The 20,725-nt window shown below is 31.0% G+C and carries 18 protein-coding genes; 14 read left to right on the forward strand and 4 right to left on the reverse strand.

From position 1 onward, the window contains the following. Window positions 1-105 (reverse strand): IMP dehydrogenase (locus ABIN73_07875; GenBank protein ID MEO0269639.1); only part of this gene is annotated, 105 nt, incomplete at its 3' end. 24 nt (window positions 106-129) lie between these two features. Here ABIN73_07875 and ABIN73_07880 point away from each other — a divergent pair. Then, complete coding sequence (locus ABIN73_07880; GenBank protein MEO0269640.1) at window positions 130-3,147, forward strand: translocation/assembly module TamB domain-containing protein; 3,018 nt, start codon at window positions 130-132, stop codon at window positions 3,145-3,147. A 2-nt stretch (window positions 3,148-3,149) separates the two neighbouring features. Here the strand turns inward: ABIN73_07880 and ABIN73_07885 are convergent, their stop codons facing one another. Both ABIN73_07885 and ABIN73_07890 read right to left on the reverse strand, forming a co-directional pair. After that, window positions 3,150-4,325 carry a GNVR domain-containing protein gene (locus tag ABIN73_07885; protein ID MEO0269641.1) on the reverse strand — a complete coding sequence of 392 codons (1,176 nt, stop codon included), beginning with the start codon at window positions 4,323-4,325 and terminating at the stop codon, window positions 3,150-3,152. Then, window positions 4,310-4,969: a hypothetical protein gene (locus ABIN73_07890; protein ID MEO0269642.1), complete on the reverse strand. Its 660-nt coding sequence runs from the start codon at window positions 4,967-4,969 to the stop codon at window positions 4,310-4,312. The genes ABIN73_07885 and ABIN73_07890 overlap by 16 nt, the downstream gene beginning before the upstream one ends. A 39-nt stretch (window positions 4,970-5,008) precedes the next feature. On the opposite strand from ABIN73_07890, the gene mtnA reads away from it, so the two are divergent. The 10 genes from mtnA to ABIN73_07940 all read left to right on the forward strand — a co-directional run bounded on the left by mtnA (window position 5,009) and on the right by ABIN73_07940 (window position 15,491). Further along, window positions 5,009-6,040: an S-methyl-5-thioribose-1-phosphate isomerase gene (mtnA, locus tag ABIN73_07895; GenBank protein ID MEO0269643.1), complete on the forward strand. Its 1,032-nt coding sequence runs from the start codon at window positions 5,009-5,011 to the stop codon at window positions 6,038-6,040. After that, a complete protein-coding gene (locus ABIN73_07900) occupies window positions 6,030-6,290 on the forward strand; it encodes an Lrp/AsnC ligand binding domain-containing protein (protein ID MEO0269644.1) in 261 nt (86 codons plus the stop codon). The genes mtnA and ABIN73_07900 overlap by 11 nt, the downstream gene beginning before the upstream one ends. After that, the gene (locus ABIN73_07905; GenBank protein MEO0269645.1) at window positions 6,287-8,020 is read left to right on the forward strand and encodes a FlgD immunoglobulin-like domain containing protein; all 1,734 of its coding nucleotides are present in this window, start codon (window positions 6,287-6,289) and stop codon (window positions 8,018-8,020) included. Before ABIN73_07900 ends, ABIN73_07905 begins: the two co-directional genes overlap by 4 nt. Beyond that, a complete protein-coding gene (locus ABIN73_07910; GenBank protein ID MEO0269646.1) occupies window positions 8,014-9,285 on the forward strand; it encodes a hypothetical protein in 1,272 nt (423 codons plus the stop codon). Before ABIN73_07905 ends, ABIN73_07910 begins: the two co-directional genes overlap by 7 nt. After that, the gene (locus ABIN73_07915; GenBank protein MEO0269647.1) at window positions 9,282-12,065 is read left to right on the forward strand and encodes a tetratricopeptide repeat protein; all 2,784 of its coding nucleotides are present in this window, start codon (window positions 9,282-9,284) and stop codon (window positions 12,063-12,065) included. Before ABIN73_07910 ends, ABIN73_07915 begins: the two co-directional genes overlap by 4 nt. Before the next feature lie 79 nt (window positions 12,066-12,144). After that, on the forward strand, window positions 12,145-12,741 hold the full coding sequence (locus ABIN73_07920; GenBank protein ID MEO0269648.1) for a MotA/TolQ/ExbB proton channel family protein: 597 nt from the start codon (window positions 12,145-12,147) through the stop codon (window positions 12,739-12,741). Continuing rightward, the gene (locus ABIN73_07925) at window positions 12,741-13,160 is read left to right on the forward strand and encodes a biopolymer transporter ExbD (GenBank protein ID MEO0269649.1); all 420 of its coding nucleotides are present in this window, start codon (window positions 12,741-12,743) and stop codon (window positions 13,158-13,160) included. The genes ABIN73_07920 and ABIN73_07925 overlap by 1 nt, the downstream gene beginning before the upstream one ends. A gap of 1 nt (window position 13,161) precedes the next feature. Then, on the forward strand, window positions 13,162-13,590 hold the full coding sequence (locus ABIN73_07930) for a biopolymer transporter ExbD (protein MEO0269650.1): 429 nt from the start codon (window positions 13,162-13,164) through the stop codon (window positions 13,588-13,590). Then, entirely contained in the window at window positions 13,587-14,627 is a 1,041-nt protein-coding gene (locus ABIN73_07935) for a TonB family protein (GenBank protein ID MEO0269651.1), read from the forward strand. Before ABIN73_07930 ends, ABIN73_07935 begins: the two co-directional genes overlap by 4 nt. 6 nt (window positions 14,628-14,633) lie before the next feature. Continuing rightward, window positions 14,634-15,491: a hypothetical protein gene (locus ABIN73_07940; GenBank protein ID MEO0269652.1), complete on the forward strand. Its 858-nt coding sequence runs from the start codon at window positions 14,634-14,636 to the stop codon at window positions 15,489-15,491. Between the two features lie 3 nt (window positions 15,492-15,494). Here the strand turns inward: ABIN73_07940 and ABIN73_07945 are convergent, their stop codons facing one another. Then, entirely contained in the window at window positions 15,495-16,082 is a 588-nt protein-coding gene (locus ABIN73_07945) for a DedA family protein (protein ID MEO0269653.1), read from the reverse strand. Between the two features lie 65 nt (window positions 16,083-16,147). On the opposite strand from ABIN73_07945, the gene uvrA reads away from it, so the two are divergent. From uvrA to nadA, 3 genes are read left to right on the forward strand one after another with little or no spacing between them, the layout of a single operon-like run. After that, entirely contained in the window at window positions 16,148-18,931 is a 2,784-nt protein-coding gene (gene uvrA, locus ABIN73_07950; GenBank protein ID MEO0269654.1) for an excinuclease ABC subunit UvrA, read from the forward strand. Then, on the forward strand, window positions 18,928-19,782 hold the full coding sequence (gene nadC, locus ABIN73_07955) for a carboxylating nicotinate-nucleotide diphosphorylase (protein ID MEO0269655.1): 855 nt from the start codon (window positions 18,928-18,930) through the stop codon (window positions 19,780-19,782). The genes uvrA and nadC overlap by 4 nt, the downstream gene beginning before the upstream one ends. Further along, on the forward strand, window positions 19,775-20,719 hold the full coding sequence (gene nadA / locus ABIN73_07960; protein ID MEO0269656.1) for a quinolinate synthase NadA: 945 nt from the start codon (window positions 19,775-19,777) through the stop codon (window positions 20,717-20,719). Before nadC ends, nadA begins: the two co-directional genes overlap by 8 nt. Window positions 20,720-20,725: the final 6 nt, after the last annotated feature.

Raw genomic sequence — 20,725 nt, forward strand, 5'->3', positions numbered from 1 at the left:
TCTTGAAAATTTTGTTTTTAGATCAACCTCATGAGGCAAAACATTACTTTTACCTGGTAATATTAAAACATCATCAAAGGTTAAAGCTTTTTCAAAATTTCTCATTTTTATTTATAATATAAAATTGAAATGAAAGTCAAAAGGCTTTTGATATTTTTCTTGGTTTTAATCTTTATTTGTATTTTAATCTGTATTTCTTATAACTTTGCAATATGGAAAACTAAAAAAGATATAGAAAAGAGATTGGAGGAATTTTTAATTGAAAATGTTGAAATAGAGGGATCACATATAGATCTTTCCGGTTTTTATTTTAAAAATTTAAAAACAAGGTGGTTTCAAATAAAAGGATTTAATCTGGATTTTAATCTTTTTGCTCTTGTTTTTTTTAAAAATGCAGGATCACTTGATGTTGAGTATGTAGAACTTAACCTTGATTCCCTAATAAGTTTTGTAAATAAAAAGTTAAAATTAGAGAAAAAAGAGGAGAAGGAAAGTATAGGAACTTTAATTCTATTTATTGATAATGCTTTAATTAGAAAAATTAAATTAACTTATAGAAACCGTGAATATTTCTTAGAAAATTTTAAATTTTCATTAAATATACAAGGAGAGGAATACCAGATTAAAACTTTTTTTACTTCTCCTTCTATTTATAATCTTATATGCGAACTAAGCATTTTAGGAAAAGGAAAATATGTTAGAATTTTTACAAAAAACTTTAAAAGCGAACTTTTTGAATTCAATTTAAAAGCAGATCTAAAGGAAAGAAATTTTTTAATAGTACTCAATGATTCTAAGATAAAAAATTATTTTATAAAAAATGCTTATATAGAGGGAAGTTTTAATGAAAATGTTATAGAAATTAAGAGAATGGATGTTATTTCTGATATTTTTAATATAACCACAAACTTTAAGTTTAAAGATAATACTCTTAAGGGTTTCTTACAGGGTTCTTTTGTTTTTGATAATATAAAATCGAGCATTAAAAGTAATTTTTTTATTGATATTAAAAGAGAAACTTTTTCTGGAGATATTTTATTAACTGATTTTATTTACAAGGATTTTAAATTTAATAAAATTTTTTACAGAGGAAGTATATCTAAAAATTTTTACTTTGACCCAGATTCTTTTGATATAAGGTCAGATTTTTTAGAAAGTTTCGGTAAGAAAGAAGAAGAAGGTATAACTTTTAAAATTGAGAAAATGTCACAAGAAATCTTAAAAAAATTAAATTCTTTAAATTTTATAAATAAGTTTGATTTAAGTGCAATAGGTTCAATCAGGATAAAAGAAAAAGATTTTGATATGATAGCGCAGGGAATTGTTAAAGATATTTTGATTAAAGATTTTCTAATAGATACTCTTAATTTTACTTGTTCAAGAAATGAGGGAATTAACAATGTTAATTTTTATTCCAAAGAATTGAATTTTAAAGGTGTTAAAATGTCTTTAGATTTATTAGGACTATTTTTTTCTGATTTTGACAGTATAAATTTTATTTTAAAGGGAATTTTTCCTTTTTTAGGTAGTATTGAAGAAGAGGGAGTTTTTATTAAAAAGGACAAAAGAGAAAAGATTAAATTAAATCATGGATTTTTAATTTTGAGTCCTTCTATTGATATTTCATTTGATTCGTTAAAATTTTTAAATGGGTTTTCAAAAATAAAAAAGGAAAATGAATTTTTTTATTTTAATCTTAAGGAAGGTGATTTATCCTATATTCCTTTTCTGGATTTGAAAGGAGAATTAAATTCTGAGGTTAGATTTAAAATAGAAGGCAATTTTCCGGTTCTAGTAGATGGTAAAATAAACGTTAAGAATTTATTTTATAAATTTCTAAACATAGATACCTTTAATTTTTCTTTTATAAGTAGTAGAGATTCAATCAAAGGCAATGGGTATTTCATAAGTAATAGAAAAGCCGGTAAGTTGAATTTGGATTATCATAAAGAAAATTACAATTTTGAAATATATGGAAATGACTTTAATATTAATGACTTTAATATTTTTGTAAAAGACTTATTTAATCTTGAAAAGGGTGATTATGATTTTAATTTTAAAGGAAATATAAAAAATAAGAAATTTGATTATATTGCTGAGGTAAATTGTGAAAATGTTTCTGGTGTATTTTATCCAGTTGCATTGAATTTTAACAATACTCATATTTACCTTGTTTTCAGAAATGATACTTTTCTTTATGATTTTACAGGATTAAGTGGAAATGGAAGATTAAGAGGAAGTGGTATAGGAAAACTTGGTCTTGATGGAAACGGTTTTAGTGTTAGTGGTAAGGTTAGTTTAAGAGAAGTTGATATTTATCCCATACCAAATATAGAGGCTGATGTAAATGGTGAAATAGTTTATAAAGAGGATCAGAGAGGTCTTTATATAGAGGGTGAGCTTTTGATAAATAAAGCTTTTATTTATCCATATTTTGAGGAAGAGGCTTTAAATAGATTTTCTAAAACAAGTATAAATTTAAACCTAAAGGGAGAAAACATTTTTATAACAAGTGAATATTTAAATGCTGAATTGAGAGGTAATCTTTCTATTTTATCTCCTGATTTTACGAGGAAAGTTTTTAAAGGAAGGTTTGATGTCAAAAGGGGAAATATTTTCTATTTGGGAAGAATTTTTGATATAAGGGGAAATTCTTATGTGGAATTGAAAGGTGAGGACAAGTTTGATCCAGAGCTTTTTATTGAGGCTGAAACCTATTATTTTAATCCTGTGAATAGGGAGAAAGTAAAAATTATAGTAATAACAAAAGGGAAATTATCTGCACCTCAATTTTCTTTAAGGTCTGATCCTCCAGTTTATACTGAAACAGAGTTATTTAAGATGCTTACCTTTGGTTCAGAATTAATTGGCTCAAACCTTATTGAGGGTACAGTTTCTACGGAAATCAGGAAAAGGTTAAAAATTAAAGAACTCTTAATAACAGGTCTTTTAAAGGGTGATCCTGTATTTACTGTTGGAACATATGTTAGTGAAAAGGTGTATCTTAAATATTCACAAGCACTTTATAATCCTTCGAGGAATCTTTATCTTATAAAATATTTTATTTTACCTACTCTTTCAATTTATACAGAAAAAGATGAAAAAGGTAGTTTACAGAGTGGTTTAGAATTTGAATTCCGTTTTTAAATCTATTTTTTAATTTTGAGGTCTGAAGCTATTGTATCAAAAAATTCCCCTATGAATTTTAATCTTTCATCATTTCTTATTCTATCAGAAAATTCAAGGAAATATATAAGTAGGATACCAAAAAATAAAGACAAAGATAACCCTCCAAGTAAAACTATAATTCTTTTTGGTTTTCTGTTATACTTTGAATACCCTGGCTTTGAAACTATGCTGAAAAAGGGGATATCCTTTGAGGCTTCAATTTTTGTTTTTTCAAGTTCATTCAAAAGAGTCTGATATACTTCAGAAAGGGCTTCAATTTTTCTCCAGAGCCTCATTAATTTAACACTTACTTCTGGAACTGACTTAAGTGAAAGTCCGAATCCTGCTCCGAACCCCTTTTTATTTTCCCCTTTCTCTATTTTTTCTATTTCTTTTTTAAGTTCAAAATATTTCTTCTTAGCTCTTTTAACTTCAATATCATTTGTGTCCTTTATTACCGATAATATTGTTTTATATTCAATTTCAGCTTCAATTTCTTCTTTTTTTAGTTCTGTGTATCTGGGAAATACGCTTTTAAACTCCTCTTCTATACTATGTACACCGTATTTTAATTTCGTTGTTTTGAATGTGTCTTCAACTGCTTTTAATTCATTTTCAATAGCAATAAACTTTTCCCTCATCAGACTTTCTCTTTTTTCATAAAACTGGTTGTGAATTTTTTTTACAAAATTTTCAAGATTATTTAATATTTCATTTAAAACTTTAACTCCTGTTTCAGGATGTTTATAAACAAAAGTAATATTTACCATTCCATCTTCAGCCACTCTGACTTCGTAATGATCATTAAACTTTTTAACTGCCTCTTCTATATATTTTGCCTTAAAAGTATCAATGAGGTTAAGTTTTATAATCATTGGAACTATAACTTCTCCCTTTTGGGCAAGTGAAGCAAGAATGTCAGAAGGAGTTATATAAGAACCAAAACTTATAGGTATGTTTTCAAGTAATCTTAAATATTCAGAAGGAAGAGTTTGACCCCTTGCTTCGATCTGGTAGGGCATTAAAGTAGTACTTATAATATATTTTCTTGGTATAAAAAAGGAGACAATTAAAACAGTTACTGTGGAAAGTATAAAGAATATGTAAAAAACTTTTCTCCATTTTAAAAAAGTTTCAAATATTATTTTGAATCCCATGGTATTATTACTATGTCTCCGTTTTCAAGATAAGGGTTCTGCGAGATATCGCCTGATTTAAAGTATTTTTCTATTTGAAGAGTATCAATTTTGTTTTCTCTTTTTAAAAAAATAACTTTAATTTCCTCATTGATGCCAGCGTCTTTTAAAAGTTCTGAAACTCTTTTTAAACCTTCAACATGGTAGACTCCTCTTTTACCTTTTTCTCCTACCAAATGAACTTCAATTGGTGCAATTTCAGCAAGAAAAACTTTTACCATGGTTCCTTCAAATTTTTCTTGTATTTTTTTATTTATTTCCTCTTCAATTTCCTTTAAAGTTTTACCTGCAACTTTAAAGAAACCGAGGTTGGGGCCGCTTACTTCTGTAAGGGGTTCTGTAAGGGGTGAAGATGAAAATTTCAATGATGTTGGTGTTGTAATTATCCAGATTTCACCTGTATTAGTAACCTGCTGAATATAAACTTGATTATAGGTCCCCAAAAAAATTATATTGAGGATATCACCCTTTCTTATTTTATAGTTTTCAGGAACCATATAAGCCTTTGAACTTGAAATATAAGGTATAAATTTTGAAGGAACTTCATAGTATATTATTTTTTGTGTTTCTGATGTAATTTGAGCGATGAAAAATAATAAAATCATAGATAGATTTTATGGAAAAATTTTTCTTAAAATCAAAAAATGAAAAATATTCCAGATCCTTTAATTTTTAAAAATAATTCTCTTTTAATCCTTGACCAAAGAAAGCTTCCTCAAAAGGAGACTTATTTTGAAGCAAGAAGTTATTCTGATGTTAAAAAAGCAATTAAAGAAATGATTTTAAGAGGTGCTCCTTTAATTGGTATTGCAGGTGCTTATGGAATTTTACTTGGACTCAAGAGGAATTTTAAAATTGATAATTTTTATAAAATGAAAGATGAACTTCTTTCTTTAAGAAAAACAGCTTATAATTTGAATTTTATACTTTCTTATTTGGAAGAATTAATTAAAAAAGGGGCAGAATATAAGGAACTTTTGAGAGAAGTTGAAAGAATTTTTGAGAAAGAAAAGGAAAGATGTGAGAAAATAGGTGAAAACGGATACAAGATATTTAAGGGTAATAAATACAAGAGAGTTTTAACGCATTGCAACACAGGAAAACTTGCTACAGGAGGTATTGGAACTGCTTTAGGTGTTATTTATAAATCGCGGAAAAATATTGAACATGTTTATGTAACTGAAACAAGACCTTATTTCCAAGGAGCAAGATTAACTTCTTATGAACTACATAAATCTAAAATTCCTTTTACAATTATAATTGACAGTATGGCATCTTTTCTGATGTTAAAAGGAGAAATTGATGCGGTTATAGTTGGTGCTGATAGAATAACAGAAGATGGGTATGTTGCAAATAAAATAGGAACTCTTTCACTTGCTATTTCAGCGAAAGAATATGGTGTTCCATTTTATGTTGCAGCTCCAGTATCTACCATAGATTTTAAATTAAAAGGTATGCAAAATATTCCAATTGAGACAAGAAGTGGAGAAGAAGTTAGGGGGTGGGGAAAAACAAAATGGGTCCCAAAAGATTATAAAATTCTTTATTATTCTTTTGATTTAACTCCTCCTAATTTGATAAAATTCATAATTACTGATGTGGGGAATTTTAAACCTGAAGAAATAAAAATGGTTCAAATCCAACAAAAAAGGGAGGAGCTTTTAAATGCCAAATAAGCATTATGCTTTTGTTTTAATAAAAGTTCAACCTGGAAAAGTTCCTTCTGTTGCTCAAAAGCTTTATAATATAAATGAAGTAAGGGAGATTTTTATGGTTACAGGTCCTTTTGATATTCTTGCAATTGTTGAGACTGATAACTATGAAAGACTCGGTGATATACTTGCAGAAGAAATTCAAAAAATTCAGGGAATAGAAGAAACGCAGACTCTTATGGCTTTCAGAACATATAAATATCTAGAAAGATGAAAAAAATATTTTTTTTTATTTTTTTTCTGAGTTTTTTTCTTAATGCTACAATAACAAATTTTGTAATTACTCCTTCTAATTTTACAGTTGGTGATATTGTGACTATTTCAGTAACAGCTGATCAGGACGGTCCTATTTCATTTTTTATTGCAAATAGTAACAATTTAATTTCGCCAAATACCGGAAATATAATAGGAGGAGTCTATCAAGGTCAACATAGAATTTTTAAAGCAGGTAGAGATTCAATCTATGTAGCAGGTATACCGGGTAATGCTTATAGTAATTCTTTTCTGGCTAATCCAAAACCCCCAAGCAGAATTTTATTATTATTCAATACCCAAAGTCATCTCCCGGGAGACAGTTTAAATAAGGGGAGAGGTTCAATTAATTTACCAATTTTTCCAGTTGGTCAGAATGTAAATTTCACTATAAAACTTACAGATATATATTACAATGAAAGTTCGTATTCAGATACTTTAAAGGTAAACCTTTATACAGATGACCCTCATGCAACTATTTCAAATACAATTTCTTTTTTACCGGGTGAAACTTCAAAAACTTTTTCCGCAGTTTTCAGGAGAGCAACAATGCCTTACCAGTTTACCCCCTCTGATAGAAGAATATTAAGGGGGGTTCCAAGCAATCCCAATTTTAGAGGAGATACAGTTAGATTTAACACAAATTCTCCTTATTTTCATGTTCAGGCTGGTAATTATTCAAAGCTTCTGATACTGGAAAATTGGGATTCATCAGGTATAAGGATAGGTGAACAATTTGATCCAGGAAATTTTAATTCAGGGAAAATCCAGAAGCTTAAACCCCACCCTTCTGGCTCAAATTTCTGGCTTGAAGCACTTGCCTGTGATTATTATTACAACAGGGTTGTTGGCAGTAATCTTCAGGTTACCTTAGAGTTTGAAACACCACTTCCACAGGGTAGCTCAGTTACTCCCAATATTGTTAATTTAAATGATGGGAGAGATACCTTTACTATAAATATTTCTACTTCTGGCATTTATTCTTGCTATTTGAATGATAGTGGAAATAGCATACAAAGTGGGGAAGAATTACTTGATATAAGAGGAAGCTTTTATAATATAACGGTTGATCCTGATACAATTCTTTCCTGTACTCAACTTTTTAGATTTATTGTTAGATATTATGATGCTTCAGGTAATCAAACAAACTCAAATCAAAAGATATTTTTAACTCCTGTTTTTTCCTCAAATTTGAACCAGCGGGCCTCAGGTTTTCTTTCTGATTCACAAATTCAGTTAAATCAGGGTATTGCTGATATTTATCTTAGATATTGCACCCAGGCTTCAAATGAGGTAATAAAGATAAAAGTGACAGATGAAATTGGGACAGCACCCTTTTATTCGGAACCCATATATGTAAATAGTTTTGTATCAATGAGTGATACTTTTATAGTTTATCCTAACCCTTTTGGTAATGTTGAGTATGGTGGGGTAAAATATGAACAGCTTAAAATAGAGTTTTACCTTCCGGAACCATCAGATGTTGAAGTTTTTATTTATGATTTATTTGGTCACCCGGTGAGAAAATTTAAACTTTTGACTCTTACATCTGGCAAACATGTTATAACCTGGGATGGAAAAAATGAGTCAGGTAAAAGGGTTGCAAGTGGTGCTTATGTTTTAATTCTTAATGCAGTAAAAGGTGCAAGGACTGTTTATAAAAAAAGAAAAACAATTTCTGTGATATGGTGATTATAAATTTTTTAAATTTGATTATCTTCGGAACCTGGGGAGTCCCGGGTTCCTTTATGCTCCATGCTCCAACAGCAAGAATTTTTTCACTTGGTTCATCATATACTGCTCTTACCGGTGATCCTGCTTCAATTTATTACAATCCTGCTGGTATTGCTGAATCAAATCCACAAGAAATACAGTTTTCAAATAGTCCCTTACCCCTAGGTGGACAGTATGGCTGGTTATCCTATGTTAGACCAACTTTGAAAATTGGAAGTTTTGGTTTTGCTATATTATTTATCAATTCAGGTAAAATACAAATTGTAGATCCAGATGGAAGATTTGGAGGAAATTTTAACCATTTTGAATCTGCACTTTATTTTTCCTATGCAAGGGAATTTTCAAAATATCTTGACATGGGATTGTCGTATAAATTACTTTATAAAACTATTTCAAGGTATGCTTCAATAGGTCATTCCTTTGATTTTGGATTTATAATTTTCCCTGAAAATATTTATAAAATAGGTCTATCTCTTGTTAATGCAGTGAATGTTCCTTACAAACTTATTGAGGAATCTGAAGAAATCCCCTTAACTATAAGAACCGGGTTATCATCAAATCTATTTGAAGGGAAATTGAATTTACTTTTAGACTTTTTCTCTATTACTGGCTGGAATGAGAACTTTTATTCTTTTGGGATAGAATATTACCCGATTGACTTATTTTCTTTAAGAATAGGAATTTCGAAGTATAATTTTACAGCAGGTTCAGGTGTTTTCCTTAAATTACCCGGTAAGAAAATAGGAATTGATTTTGGTGGTGCTTATCAGTATGAGAGTAATGGTTTATTTCCCTTGACAGGTTTTATAACCTTATGGTTTCAATTTGCTGGCTTTAGAGTTGAGGTTTCTCCTAATGTCAGGGTGTTTTCGCCGAGGTCAAGAGAGAACAATATTTTAAGGATAGACCTTTTTACGCAAGCAAAGCATGAAATTGAAAAATGGCAATTTGTTATTAAAGATTCTAAGGGAGAAATAAAGAGAATTTATAAAGACTTTGGAGAACCTGCTAAGGAACTTTTATGGGATGGAAGAGATGACCTTGGAATTCTTGTAAGTGACGGATCCTATTATTATGAATTTAGAGTTGTTCAAAAGGACGGAAGCGTTTTAACTGATTCAGGATTTCTTGCGGAGGTAAAAACCCTGGGTCCAAAAGGTGAAATTTTTTATAGAGAGAAGGGTAAGGTTTCAGAAGAAAAAGAAGAAATTGAACAAAAATGATTAATACAATCTTAAAACTAATTTTTATAGGTGTTTTATTTTCTCCTCAGGAAATTAAGCTTATTGAAGATGCAGAGACACTTTTTCATGAAGGTTTATACCAGGATGCTATCCAGATGTATGAAAAGGCTCTGAAAACAAATTTAGGAAAAGAGATGAGAAGAGAAATTTTTTACAGGATTGGTGAATGCTATTTCAATCTTGGAGATTATCAGAAATCCCTCAGTATATTTGAAAAATTGGAGGAAGAATCCTTTAAAACCTATATTTATCCAGAGGTTTTATATGCACTTGGAATTATTCACCTTGCTTTAGGCCATTATGACAAAGCAAAATTTTATCTGATTGAAAAGATAAAAGAGTTTCCTTCTTATGTGTCAGATATAAGAGTTAATGAAGGGCAGGGTATTTATTATTTTACTCAGGAAATTTATGAAAGTTCTTATGAAAAATTAAAGAATGCAATAAGTGGAGTGGGAATTTTTTATAAGGGAATGACGCTTTCAAGATTGGGAAAACCAGTAGATGCTCTTAAAGAATTTAAGAAAATTCAGATTTTATATCCTTTTACTCCACTTGCAGAATATGCTGCGTATGTTTCAGGAGAAGCAATGTTTATAAATAATGATTTCACAGGTGCTTTAAACCTTTATCAAAAATTTATTGAATCTTTCGGTACTTCCCCCCTTGTTGACTATGCAAAATATAAAATAGGCGTTTGTCTTCTTCATCTGGGAAATAAAGCCCAGGCTCTTACATATTTAAATTCCCTTCTTGGTCACCCTGATGAAATTCTTGTTGCGCACTCCTATTTGATGGGTGGAATTGCCTTAAGGGAAATGGGAGACTATGAAAAAGCAATTAAGTATCTTTTAAAAGCAGCTTTTGATTTCCCACAAGTTGGTTCAGCCCCACTTGCTCATATGGAACTTGGAAAAACATATTTACTGACCGGTAATAAGGAACAGGCCTTAATAACCTTTAAACAACTTTCAAATACTTATATGACAGGTGAATTTTCTGGCATAGGAGATTATCTTACAGCAAGTATTTTATACAGGGATAAAAGGATACTTGAAGCCCGGTTTCAGCTTGAAAATTTGATTAAATATTATCCAAAGTCATATATTTTGCCTGCTGCATATGTTCTTTTGTTAAAGTGTATGATTGATTCAAGAGAAACAAAGGAAGCAATAGTTAGAGGAGAAGAATTTTTAAAAAGTGATATTTATAAACTCGATGGAATAAATAATAGCTACGCTGAGAAATGGATCGCAAGGTTAAAATTGATGCTTGCTGAAGCTTACTATGAAGAAAAAGACCTTGAGAAGGCTACAAAATACTATGAAGAATTAATTGAGAGTGGAGACCCTGATATTATGGCAGAGGTTTTTAATGGTCTTGGCTGGTGTTATCTGGAAAGTGAAAGATATGATGCAGCAATTCAAAAATTTGATGTTGTTATTTCTTCATATCAAAAAGATACACTTGCACTTACTTCTTCCCTTTTTGGTAAAGGAGTGGCAATTTATAATTCTTGTGCTCTGTTGCAGGAAGAATTACAGAGAGGAGAAAGGTTTAAAAGTGCGGCGTTTACTTTTAAAGAAATTGTGAGGTTTTATCCTTCATCTTTACTTGCACCAGCTGCTTTGTTTTACGCTGGTGATGCTTTTGCAAAAGCAAATCTTTATGGAAATGCAGTTCAGGAGTGGGAGGCAGTTCTTTCGGAGTATCCTGGAACAAAGTATGCTGGATATGCTGCCTACTGGCTTGGTGATACTTATTTTAGAGCAGGTGAGCTTGAAAAAGCTGTATCTTATTTCAGAATTCTACTTGAACAGTATCCTGAAAATGATCTTGTAAGAGAAGGTTATTTAAGGCTTGCTTCAACCTATTACACAATGAAGGATTATGATAATGCAAGAGATATATTAAAAAAGTTTCTTTCAGTTTTCCCGGATGATTCTCTGGTAAAAGATGCTAAATCACTTTTAGAACAGGTTTATTATTTTAAATCTGAAAAGGAGCCTGAAAGAATTGAGGATTATGCAAAAGAATTTCCGGAAAGTGAACTTCTCGCTCAGAGACTTTATAATGAAGCAGCTACACTCTACAATAATAAAAAATATGAAGAAGCGATTGAAAAAGCAAAGAGGGTTATACTATTGTTTCCATCATCTATTAATGCGGCAGAGGCTCAAAAAATTGTCATTGCTTCTTATGGTTCATTAAATAATTTTAAAGCAATGGCGGAGGAAGCTGAAAGATTTGTCCAGTATTTTCCTGAACATGAAGAGGTTCCAACAATGTTAAAAGTTGAAGCCCAGGGTTTGATTCAGGAAGAGAATTATGTAAAGGCAAATGAAGTTCTTGATAAACTGATTAGAAACTATTCTTCTTCTCCTGCTGCAAAGGAAGGTATTATTTTGAAAGGGGAAGTTTTACTTAACCTTGGTAAGCTAAGAGAAGCTATTAAAACTCTTGAAGAGATTTCTCCGACTGAAGAATATGCATCAAGATATTATTATCTTTTAGGAGAGGCTTATAATAAACTTGGCCAGATTGATAAAGCCATAAGTTATTATTTATCACTTTTAAAATTTGGAGATATAGATGATATTTATAGAATAAAGGGTTTATATACTTTGGCAAGCCTATACCAGATTAAAGGTGATTTGAAAAATGCTGCACAGATTTATGAAGCAATAGCACAGGTAACAAGTGACCCAGCTATAAAAGAGGATGCTCTATCAAGAGCAAATCTTTTGAAGAAACAATGAGTTCAATTCTCTATAATAAAGAATTTATTTTAAAATGATACTCGGACAACCTATATTAAAATTAGCTTTAAACCCCTTTATGTTAGTTTTAGAAATTGCCTCACTAATTGCTCTATGGGCAATAATTGATAGATTACTTGCATACACCAGGCTTTCAGAAAAAGAGGAACAGAAATTTATTGATAGAACAAAGATGCTTATAGAAAAAGGAAGGTTTGAGGAATTGAAAGCTTTCAGTTCAGCTATTAATAGACCATTCGCAAAGGTAGTTAATCTTCTTGCAGAGAATATTCAATATCCAAAAGAGGTTCTGGAATCAGTCTTGGAAAGCGCTTTGATGCTTACAAGACTTGAACTTTCAAAAAAACTAAATATTCTTGGAACAATAAGTTATATTGCTCCACTCCTTGGTCTTCTCGGGACAGTGGTTGGGATAATACAGGCATTCTATTCAGTAGCTAAGATGGGGGCAACAGTAGGACCTGAAGCTATGATGGAAGGTGTTGCTATTGCTCTTTTGACAACAGCTCTTGGTATTATTATTGCAGTCCCCTGTGCTATAATGTATAATTATTTTAGGAATAAAATTGAACATCTTATGGCAAGAATTGAAGTTTCTGCTGAAGAAATTATGAATTTTATGATTTATGTTAAAGAACAAAGGGAAAAAGTTTAATGAAAAGAAAAAAGGGGTTTTTAAAAGAAAGTGATTTTGAAATAGATTTAACACCTGCAATAAATATCGCTTTAATTTTAGTTCTAATTTTTATAACAGGCGCGGTTACAATATTTCAGACTTGGCTTACTGTTTCTTCACCTAAAGTGAGAAAAGCTCCAAATGTTCAAGAACAGACTATGGCAGAGTTTAAAGTAAATATTCATCTTTCAGCTGATGGGAACATTCTATTGAATGAAGAGCCTGTGAGTTTCAATAAACTTGATTCTTTACTTCCCTATTTACTTATAAGAAGTGCAACTGGACTTGTTCTTGTGAGTGCTGATTCACAGGTAGAACACGGAAAAGTAGTAGAAATTATTGATCTTGCAAAACAAAAAGGAGCAAGGGAAGTTGCTTTATTAAAAAGGGTAAGATGAAATGAATAATAATGAGTTTGCCAAAATTAATGTTACACCTTTGTGCGATATTTCCTTTACACTTTTACTTACCCTTATGATTGCAACTACATACCTTTCTGTAAAACAAGCTCCTTTCAGAGTGATATTACCTGATGTTGAAACTGTTGAGCCAAGAGGTGCAGATGTTGTTACACTTGATATAGATGAAAAAGGTGAAAAAATTGCTATTAACGGTAAAATAGTGTCATGGGATAATTATATAGGTATTTTAAAAGGAGAGGCGGAAAAAGATCCATATAAGCTTTTACTTATTAGAGCAGATAAAGGAACTCCTCATGGGATTGTTATGAGAGTTTTATCTGAGATTAAAAAATTGAATAGTGAACTCAGTATGGAGAATAAAGAAGGATTTAATAAGATTGCATTTGGAACAAGGAAGAAAAAATGAAAGTAACAACTACAAAAGCATATAAGTATATTTATAAAACCCCAAGATATTCAGACCATGTAGGTCTTATAATCTCAATAATAATACACATAATCATATTTTTACTTCTACTTTTAAGACAGGAGATATATACAGAAAGAACTTCCCTTTCTGTTACTTTAATAGAGGAATCAAAAAAGAGAGAAGCAGAGAAAAAGGAAGTTTCAAAGGAGGAAAAGAAACCCGGCCCCGAAGTTAGGCATAAACCCAATTTATTTGCGGCAATTCAACACACAATAGAAAAACCACCTCCGCTTCCAAATATAAATATAAAACAAAGAATTGAAGCACCTAAAATTGAAATTTCAAGAAAATTGCCAATAGAACCCGGTCCAATTGTTCCTTTGAAAAACATAGAGATAAAGTCCGTAACAGAGGAAATAGGTCCTCAGGCAAAAATAGATTTAAAATCTCTTAAAACAGAGGAAACAGGAATTGGTTCTGAAATAGTTGTAGGTCAGGGTGTAGCAACATCAGAAATATTAAAAAGACCTGCCTATAAGCCAACGGTTGATATATCAAAACAGGTTGCTGAAGCTGGACTTGGCACAGGTGGAGCTGCCCCATGGGGTCCTGGTGGAGGAAGTGGTGGAGCTTATGGAAGTGGAAGGATAGAGCTGAAAGTTAAAGCAGAGGAACCTCCGCCACCTCAACCAGTGACCTCTCCTTCTGTTTCTTTAAGACCTGAAACAAAGAAAAAAGAAAAAAAAATAGAAGTTGAAATTTCAGGCTCAATAGCTGGTAGGAAAATTTTGAATAAAATTATACCCCAGTATCCCTCCTGGGCAGCTGAAAGAGGTGTTCAGGCAGTTATTACCTTAAAGGTTGAAGTAGAACCTGATGGAACTGTTAGAAGGAATGTTCTTGTTATAGGCACAAGTGGTTACCCAAACTGGGATAATATTGTTAAAGAGGCGGTTCTTTCTTGGAAATTTGAAGCATTACAAGAAAAAGTTATTCAATCAGGTTATATAACTTTTAAGTTTGTTCTTGAATAAAAGAATATGAAAAGAATTTTTAAACTTTTATTTTTAATAGCTTCTTTAAATATTTATGGTCAGGGAACTCAAACACCCCAGGAGGAAGTGGAAATAAAAGGTAAGTTCAAAGGTAAAATCAAGGAGAGAAAACCCATATGGAACCTGACCTTTGACCTTTTTGATGCAGCATACGAACCTTTCGAAAATAAAGGTTATATCTTTGATAATAGATTTGGAAAAGGGATAATAAAACCTCCTCTTCCTTCTCTTGCTTCAGAAGAGTTAAGAAAACCATGGCTTCAAAGTATAGTTCAGGGAGAAGTTGGAATATTTTATCCCTTTTACGGAAGAGATGTTAAAACCTGGAAACTTACCATACTTGATGCAAAGGGTAACATCTTTAGAGTATATTCAGGAGAGGATGAACCTCCTTCAAAAATTAAATGGGATGGTAGAAATGAAAAAGGGGAAATTTTAGATGTGAGTCTTTTATATTTCTATACTGCTGAGGTTCAGGATGAGGCAGGAAATATTGTAAAAACACCTGAAAAATCCATTAAACTTTCAGGAATTCTCTGGCAGGATGGTGTGAACTGGATAATATCAATTGACGGAAATGAAGTTTTTGAAAAAAACTCAAGTAAAATAAAAAATTATAGTCTTTTGGAAGAAGCGAGAAGTATCATTAAAGAAAAGGCTAAGGTGAAGGTAGAAGTTATAGTTTATGGTCAGAATCCTGAACTAACAAGAAAAAGATTCGAAACACTGATAAATGATTTGAGAGAAAATTTAAGAATACCAAAAGGAAAAGTCATTTACATGGAAGGATACTTTAAAAGAACAGGTTATGAGACCTCGAGAATTGATTTTATTATACTTTGAAAGTTAAATATTTCTTAAAAGTATAAACCCACCTATTAAAAGTATAATAAAAATCACAGTTAACAAATTGAAATACTTATCTATAAAGTCCTTTATTTCTCTACCGAAAATTTTTAAAAGAGTTGCAATAGTAAAAAATCTTAAACTTCTTGATAAAATAGATGCTAAAAAAAATATAAAGATGTTTATTTTAAATACACCTGCCGAAACTGTAAAAACCTTATAAGGTATTGGTGTAAAACCAGCTGTAAAAATTGCAAGAAAGGAGTTATTATGATATAGAATGCTAACCCTTTCAAATGTATGAGCTGAAAAAACATAAGAAAAAAAGAAATCTTTTGTTAATTCCCACAATCTATATCCTATAGAATAACCAACCAAACCACCTGTGACAGAGCAGATTGAACATAAAAAGGCAAAAAAAAGGGCTTTTTTTCTATTCCCCAAGCACAAAGCCATAAGGAGAGGATCTGGTGGAACAGGGAAAAATATGGCTTCTATTGATGAAAAGAAGCATAAAGCAATAGGGCCACTTTTTCTATCTGCCCAGCTTAATACCCAGTTATATAATTTTTTAAGTATTTTAAACATTTTAAAAATGGAATTATAACTTATGTAGTGAATTTTTTTAAAATAAAAGTTATAATATTTTCTTAATGAAAAGTGAATTTATAAAGGTTTACGGTGCTCGGGAACATAATCTAAAAAACATTAATGTGTTTATTCCCAAAAATAAACTTGTTGTAATTACAGGGATTTCAGGATCCGGAAAATCCTCCCTTGCCTTTGATACATTGTATGCAGAAGGTCAGAGAAGATACCTTGAATCCTTATCCTCTTATGCAAGACAGTTTATAGGTAAGATTGAAAAACCAGATGTGGATCTTATAGAGGGCCTCTCACCAGCAATTGCAATAGAGCAAAGAAAGGTTCAAAAGAATCCAAGATCAACTGTAGCCACAGTTACAGAGATATACGATTATCTGAGACTTTTATTTGCAAGGATAGGAGTTCCTTATTGTCCTGAATGTGGAATAAAACTTTCAAAAAGCACAGTTGATGAAATAGTTGATGTTATATTAAAAAGAAAAAATCATAAGGTAATCATACTTGGTCCTCTTGTTAAGGGAAGAAAAGGTGAGTATAAAAATTTGTTTGAGAGATTAAGAAAACAGGGTTGGTCAAGGGTCAGGGTAAATGGTTCTATATACGAATTAAATGAAGTTCCAGAACTTGATAAAAACAAAAAACATAACATTGAACTTATTATCGACAGATTAATTATTAAAGAAGATGCAAGACCAAGAATTGCAGAATCTATAGAGAATGCTTTCAAATACGGTGAAGGAAGGGTAATTGTATATTATTTAGATGATGAAAAAGAAGAAATATTTTCAGAGTCACTCAAATGTCCTAAATGTGATTATTCTCTTCCAGAACTTGAACCAAGATTGTTTTCCTTCAATTCTCCCTATGGAGCCTGTAAGGAGTGTCATGGACTTGGTTTTAAAAGTGAGATAGATTCTGAACTTATAATAAATCCCCATATTTCAATACTTGAAGGTGCGATAAGACCAATAGGTGAACCCTACGGTTCTCTTTATTATAAACTTTCTAATCTTGCCAGAAGATTTAGAACTTCTCTTGATAAACCATGGAAAGATTTACCAGAAGATTTTAAGAAAAGAGTTCTTTTTGGTGATGAAGATTACTATGATTTTGAAGGCATAATTCCCTTTCTTTTAAGGAAATACGAAGAAACAGAATCTGGTTATGTTTTAGAGGAAATTGAAAAGTATATTGTCAAAAAAATATGCCCTGAGTGTAAGGGAGCAAGGTTAAATAAAAGTGCACTTTCTGTAAAAATTAAGGATAAGAATATTTACGATTTAACTAAAAGTGATGTAAAAAGTGCAAAGGAATTTTTTGAGAACTTAGATTTAAGTGAAAGAGAAAGATTGATTGCAGAAAGGATAATAAAGGAAATATATGCAAGGTTATGTTTTCTTGATGATGTTGGACTTTACTATCTTACCCTTGATAGAACAATGGAGACTCTCTCAGGAGGAGAAGAGCAGAGGGTAAGACTTGCTACCCAGATAGGAAGTGGTTTAACAGGTGTTTTATATGTGCTTGATGAACCTTCTATAGGTCTTCACCCAAGGGATAATGAAAAACTTCTAAATACCCTTTTAAAGTTAAGGGATTTAGGTAATACAGTTTTAGTTGTAGAACATGATGAACTCACTATAAAACTTGCTGATTATATAATTGATCTTGGTCCTGGAGCAGGTGAGGATGGGGGTTATGTAGTTGCTCAGGGTAGAGTTGAAGATGTAATGAATTCTCCTGATTCAGTTACTGGAAAATATTTAAAGGGAGAGTTAAAGATAGAAATTCCTGAAAAAAGAAGAGAACCAGGTGATAATTGGTTAATTCTTGAAGGAGCAAGGGGATTTAATTTAAAAAATATCACTTTAAAGATACCTCTTGGACTTTTTGTATGTATAACTGGGGTATCAGGTTCAGGAAAAAGTACGCTTATTATTGAAACTCTTTATAAGGCACTTAGAAGAATGCTCTATAACTCACCTGAAATTCCTGCACCCTATGATTCAATAAAAGGAATAAGAAACATTGATAAGGTTATAAACATTGATCAATCACCCATAGGTAGGACTCCAAGATCAAATCCAGCAACCTATACAGGTCTTTTTACACCAATAAGAGAACTTTTTGCCTCTCTTCCTGAAAGTAAAATGAGAGGATATAAACCGGGTAGATTTTCTTTCAATGTTAAAGGCGGAAGATGCGAAGCCTGTGAAGGACAGGGTTACAATATTATTGATATGCTTTTTTTACCCAGTGTGCATGTTCCCTGTGAAGTTTGTAAAGGAAAAAGATACAATAGAGAAACTCTTGAAATAAGGTATAAAGGGAAAAATATAGCAGAAGTTCTTGATATGTCTGTTAAAGAAGCTTACGAATTTTTTGAAAATATTCCCCAGATCAAAAGAAAACTGGAACTTTTAATGAATGTTGGACTTTCCTATATTAAACTTGGACAACCTGCAACAACTCTTTCAGGAGGGGAGGCTCAGAGAATAAAACTTGCAAAAGAATTATCAAAGGTAGCTACTGGAAAAACTCTTTACATTCTTGATGAACCAACAACCGGACTCCACCTTGATGATATAAAAAAACTTCTCAATGTTTTACAGCTACTTGTTGATAAAGGTAACACTGTAATAGTAATTGAACACCAACTTGATATTATAAAATCAGCTGATTGGATAATTGACCTTGGACCAGAAGGAGGGGATAAAGGCGGCTACATTGTAGTAGAAGGTCCACCCGAAAAAGTCGCAATGTGCGAGGAATCTCACACAGGTAAATTTTTAAGAAAAATTCTAAAAATTGAAGAAAAAGTAAAATTATGAAGAAAATTTATAATTTTATTGGAAGAGAAGAACTTTTAAAAATTGTAAAAAATGCATTAAAGGAGGATATAGGAAAAGGAGATATTACAAGTAAATTAATTTTTAAAAATAATGAAAAGGCAAGATTTTATTTGATCTCAAAAAATAAAGGAATACTCTGTGGCACAGAAATTTTTAATCTTGTTTTTAAAGTTTTAAATAAAAATATAAAAATTGAATGGTTTAAAAATGAGGGTGAATTTATAAAAAAGATGGAGAAAGTTGCTAAGTTAGAGGGAGAAATAAAATCAATATTAAAAGGAGAAAGGGTTGCTTTGAATTTTATTTCTCATCTTTCAGGAATTTCAACACAGGTTTATAATTTAAAAAAGATAGGGGGAGATTTAATAATCAGGGATACAAGAAAAACAATTCCGCTTTTAAGAAAACTTCAAAAATATGCAGTTTATGTTGGAGGAGGTGAAAATCACAGAATGACCCTTTCAGATGGCATTATGATAAAGGATAATCATAAAAAATTAAAAGGCTTAAAAGAAATTTTAGAAATTGTAAAAGAAAAAAAACTTGAAAAAAATACAATTTTAGAAGTAGAAAATATAAAAGAATTAAAACTCGCCCTTCAATACGGAATAAAATACATCATCCTTGATAATATGAAAATTAAAGAGATAAAAGAAGCCCTTAAATTAAAAGATAATAATACCTTTCTTGAAGCAAGCGGTAATATAAATTTTAAAAATATTGAAAAATTTAAAAACCTTGGAATAGATGCAGTTTCTTGTGGTTTTTTAACCCATTCTGTTAAAAGTTTTGATTTTTCTCTTGAAGCAGAGGAGGTTATAAATGGATAAAGAAACAAAGGAAAAAATTGAAAGGATACTTGAGTTAAAGGAGAAAAAGAATGTTTTGATTCTTGCTCATAATTATCAAATTCCTGAAATTCAGGATATTGCTGATTTTGTTGGAGATTCTTTAGGACTTTCTCAAAGGGCAAAGGAAGCTGATAAACCCTTAATAGTTTTCTGTGGTGTTCTTTTTATGGCAGAAACAGCCAAAATTTTGAATCCTGACAAAAAGGTTCTTATTCCGGATTTAGAGGCAGGTTGCTCACTTGTTAATAGTATAACACTGGAGGAATTAAAAAAATGGAAGGAAAAACATAAAGATGCTGTGGTTGTTGGTTATATAAACACTTCTGCGGAGGTTAAGGCAGAGTGCGATTATATATGTACTTCAAGTAATGCAGTAAAAGTTATTGAGGCAATTCCAGAGGATAAAGAAATTCTCTTTTTGCCTGATATGTTTCTTGGTTTTTATATTCAATCAAAAACTAAAAGAAAAAATATTCATATATGGCCTGGAGAATGTCATGTTCATGCAGCAATTAGGCTTGAGGATATAAAAAAAGCCCATTCTGAACACAAGAATGCGGAACTTTTAATACACCCCGAATGTGGATGTTCAACTTCCTGTATGTTTCTTGTTCAAGACGGAACAATAAAAGGTGAAATTTTATCAACAAGTGGAATGATAAAATATGCAAAAAATTCTAATTCTCAAGAGTTTGTTGTTGCAACAGAAATAGGAATTTTGCACCCTTTAAGAAAATCATTGCCCAATAAAAGTTTTTATCCTGTAAGTGAGAATGCAATTTGTGAATATATGAAAAAAATTACAGTTGATAAATTATTAAAGAGTCTTGAAGAGGAAATATATGAAGTTATTGTTCCAGAAGAAATTATGGAGAAGGCACGAAAGGGTATCGAGAGAATGCTTTCAATATGTTAAAAACTT

The organism is candidate division WOR-3 bacterium, assembly GCA_039804025.1.
GTDB lineage: Bacteria > Hydrothermota > Hydrothermia > Hydrothermales > JAJRUZ01 > JBCNVI01.

What these genes read in the sequence shown, in the direction of transcription:
- ABIN73_07885 (MEO0269641.1), bottom strand. Translation starts at nt 4,325, where the DNA reads ATGGGATTCAAAATAATATTTGAAACTTTTTTAAAATGGAGAAAAGTT.
- ABIN73_07920 (MEO0269648.1), top strand. Translation starts at nt 12,145, where the DNA reads ATGTTAGTTTTAGAAATTGCCTCACTAATTGCTCTATGGGCAATAATT.
- ABIN73_07935 (MEO0269651.1), top strand. Translation starts at nt 13,587, where the DNA reads ATGAAAGTAACAACTACAAAAGCATATAAGTATATTTATAAAACCCCA.
- ABIN73_07945 (MEO0269653.1), bottom strand. Translation starts at nt 16,082, where the DNA reads ATGTTTAAAATACTTAAAAAATTATATAACTGGGTATTAAGCTGGGCA.
- nadA (MEO0269656.1), top strand. Translation starts at nt 19,775, where the DNA reads ATGGATAAAGAAACAAAGGAAAAAATTGAAAGGATACTTGAGTTAAAG.
- uvrA (MEO0269654.1), top strand. Translation starts at nt 16,148, where the DNA reads ATGAAAAGTGAATTTATAAAGGTTTACGGTGCTCGGGAACATAATCTA.
- ABIN73_07940 (MEO0269652.1), top strand. Translation starts at nt 14,634, where the DNA reads ATGAAAAGAATTTTTAAACTTTTATTTTTAATAGCTTCTTTAAATATT.
- mtnA (MEO0269643.1), top strand. Translation starts at nt 5,009, where the DNA reads ATGAAAAATATTCCAGATCCTTTAATTTTTAAAAATAATTCTCTTTTA.
- ABIN73_07880 (MEO0269640.1), top strand. Translation starts at nt 130, where the DNA reads ATGAAAGTCAAAAGGCTTTTGATATTTTTCTTGGTTTTAATCTTTATT.
- ABIN73_07915 (MEO0269647.1), top strand. Translation starts at nt 9,282, where the DNA reads ATGATTAATACAATCTTAAAACTAATTTTTATAGGTGTTTTATTTTCT.
- nadC (MEO0269655.1), top strand. Translation starts at nt 18,928, where the DNA reads ATGAAGAAAATTTATAATTTTATTGGAAGAGAAGAACTTTTAAAAATT.
- ABIN73_07900 (MEO0269644.1), top strand. Translation starts at nt 6,030, where the DNA reads ATGCCAAATAAGCATTATGCTTTTGTTTTAATAAAAGTTCAACCTGGA.
- ABIN73_07905 (MEO0269645.1), top strand. Translation starts at nt 6,287, where the DNA reads ATGAAAAAAATATTTTTTTTTATTTTTTTTCTGAGTTTTTTTCTTAAT.
- ABIN73_07890 (MEO0269642.1), bottom strand. Translation starts at nt 4,969, where the DNA reads ATGATTTTATTATTTTTCATCGCTCAAATTACATCAGAAACACAAAAA.
- ABIN73_07910 (MEO0269646.1), top strand. Translation starts at nt 8,014, where the DNA reads ATGGTGATTATAAATTTTTTAAATTTGATTATCTTCGGAACCTGGGGA.
- ABIN73_07925 (MEO0269649.1), top strand. Translation starts at nt 12,741, where the DNA reads ATGAAAAGAAAAAAGGGGTTTTTAAAAGAAAGTGATTTTGAAATAGAT.
- ABIN73_07930 (MEO0269650.1), top strand. Translation starts at nt 13,162, where the DNA reads ATGAATAATAATGAGTTTGCCAAAATTAATGTTACACCTTTGTGCGAT.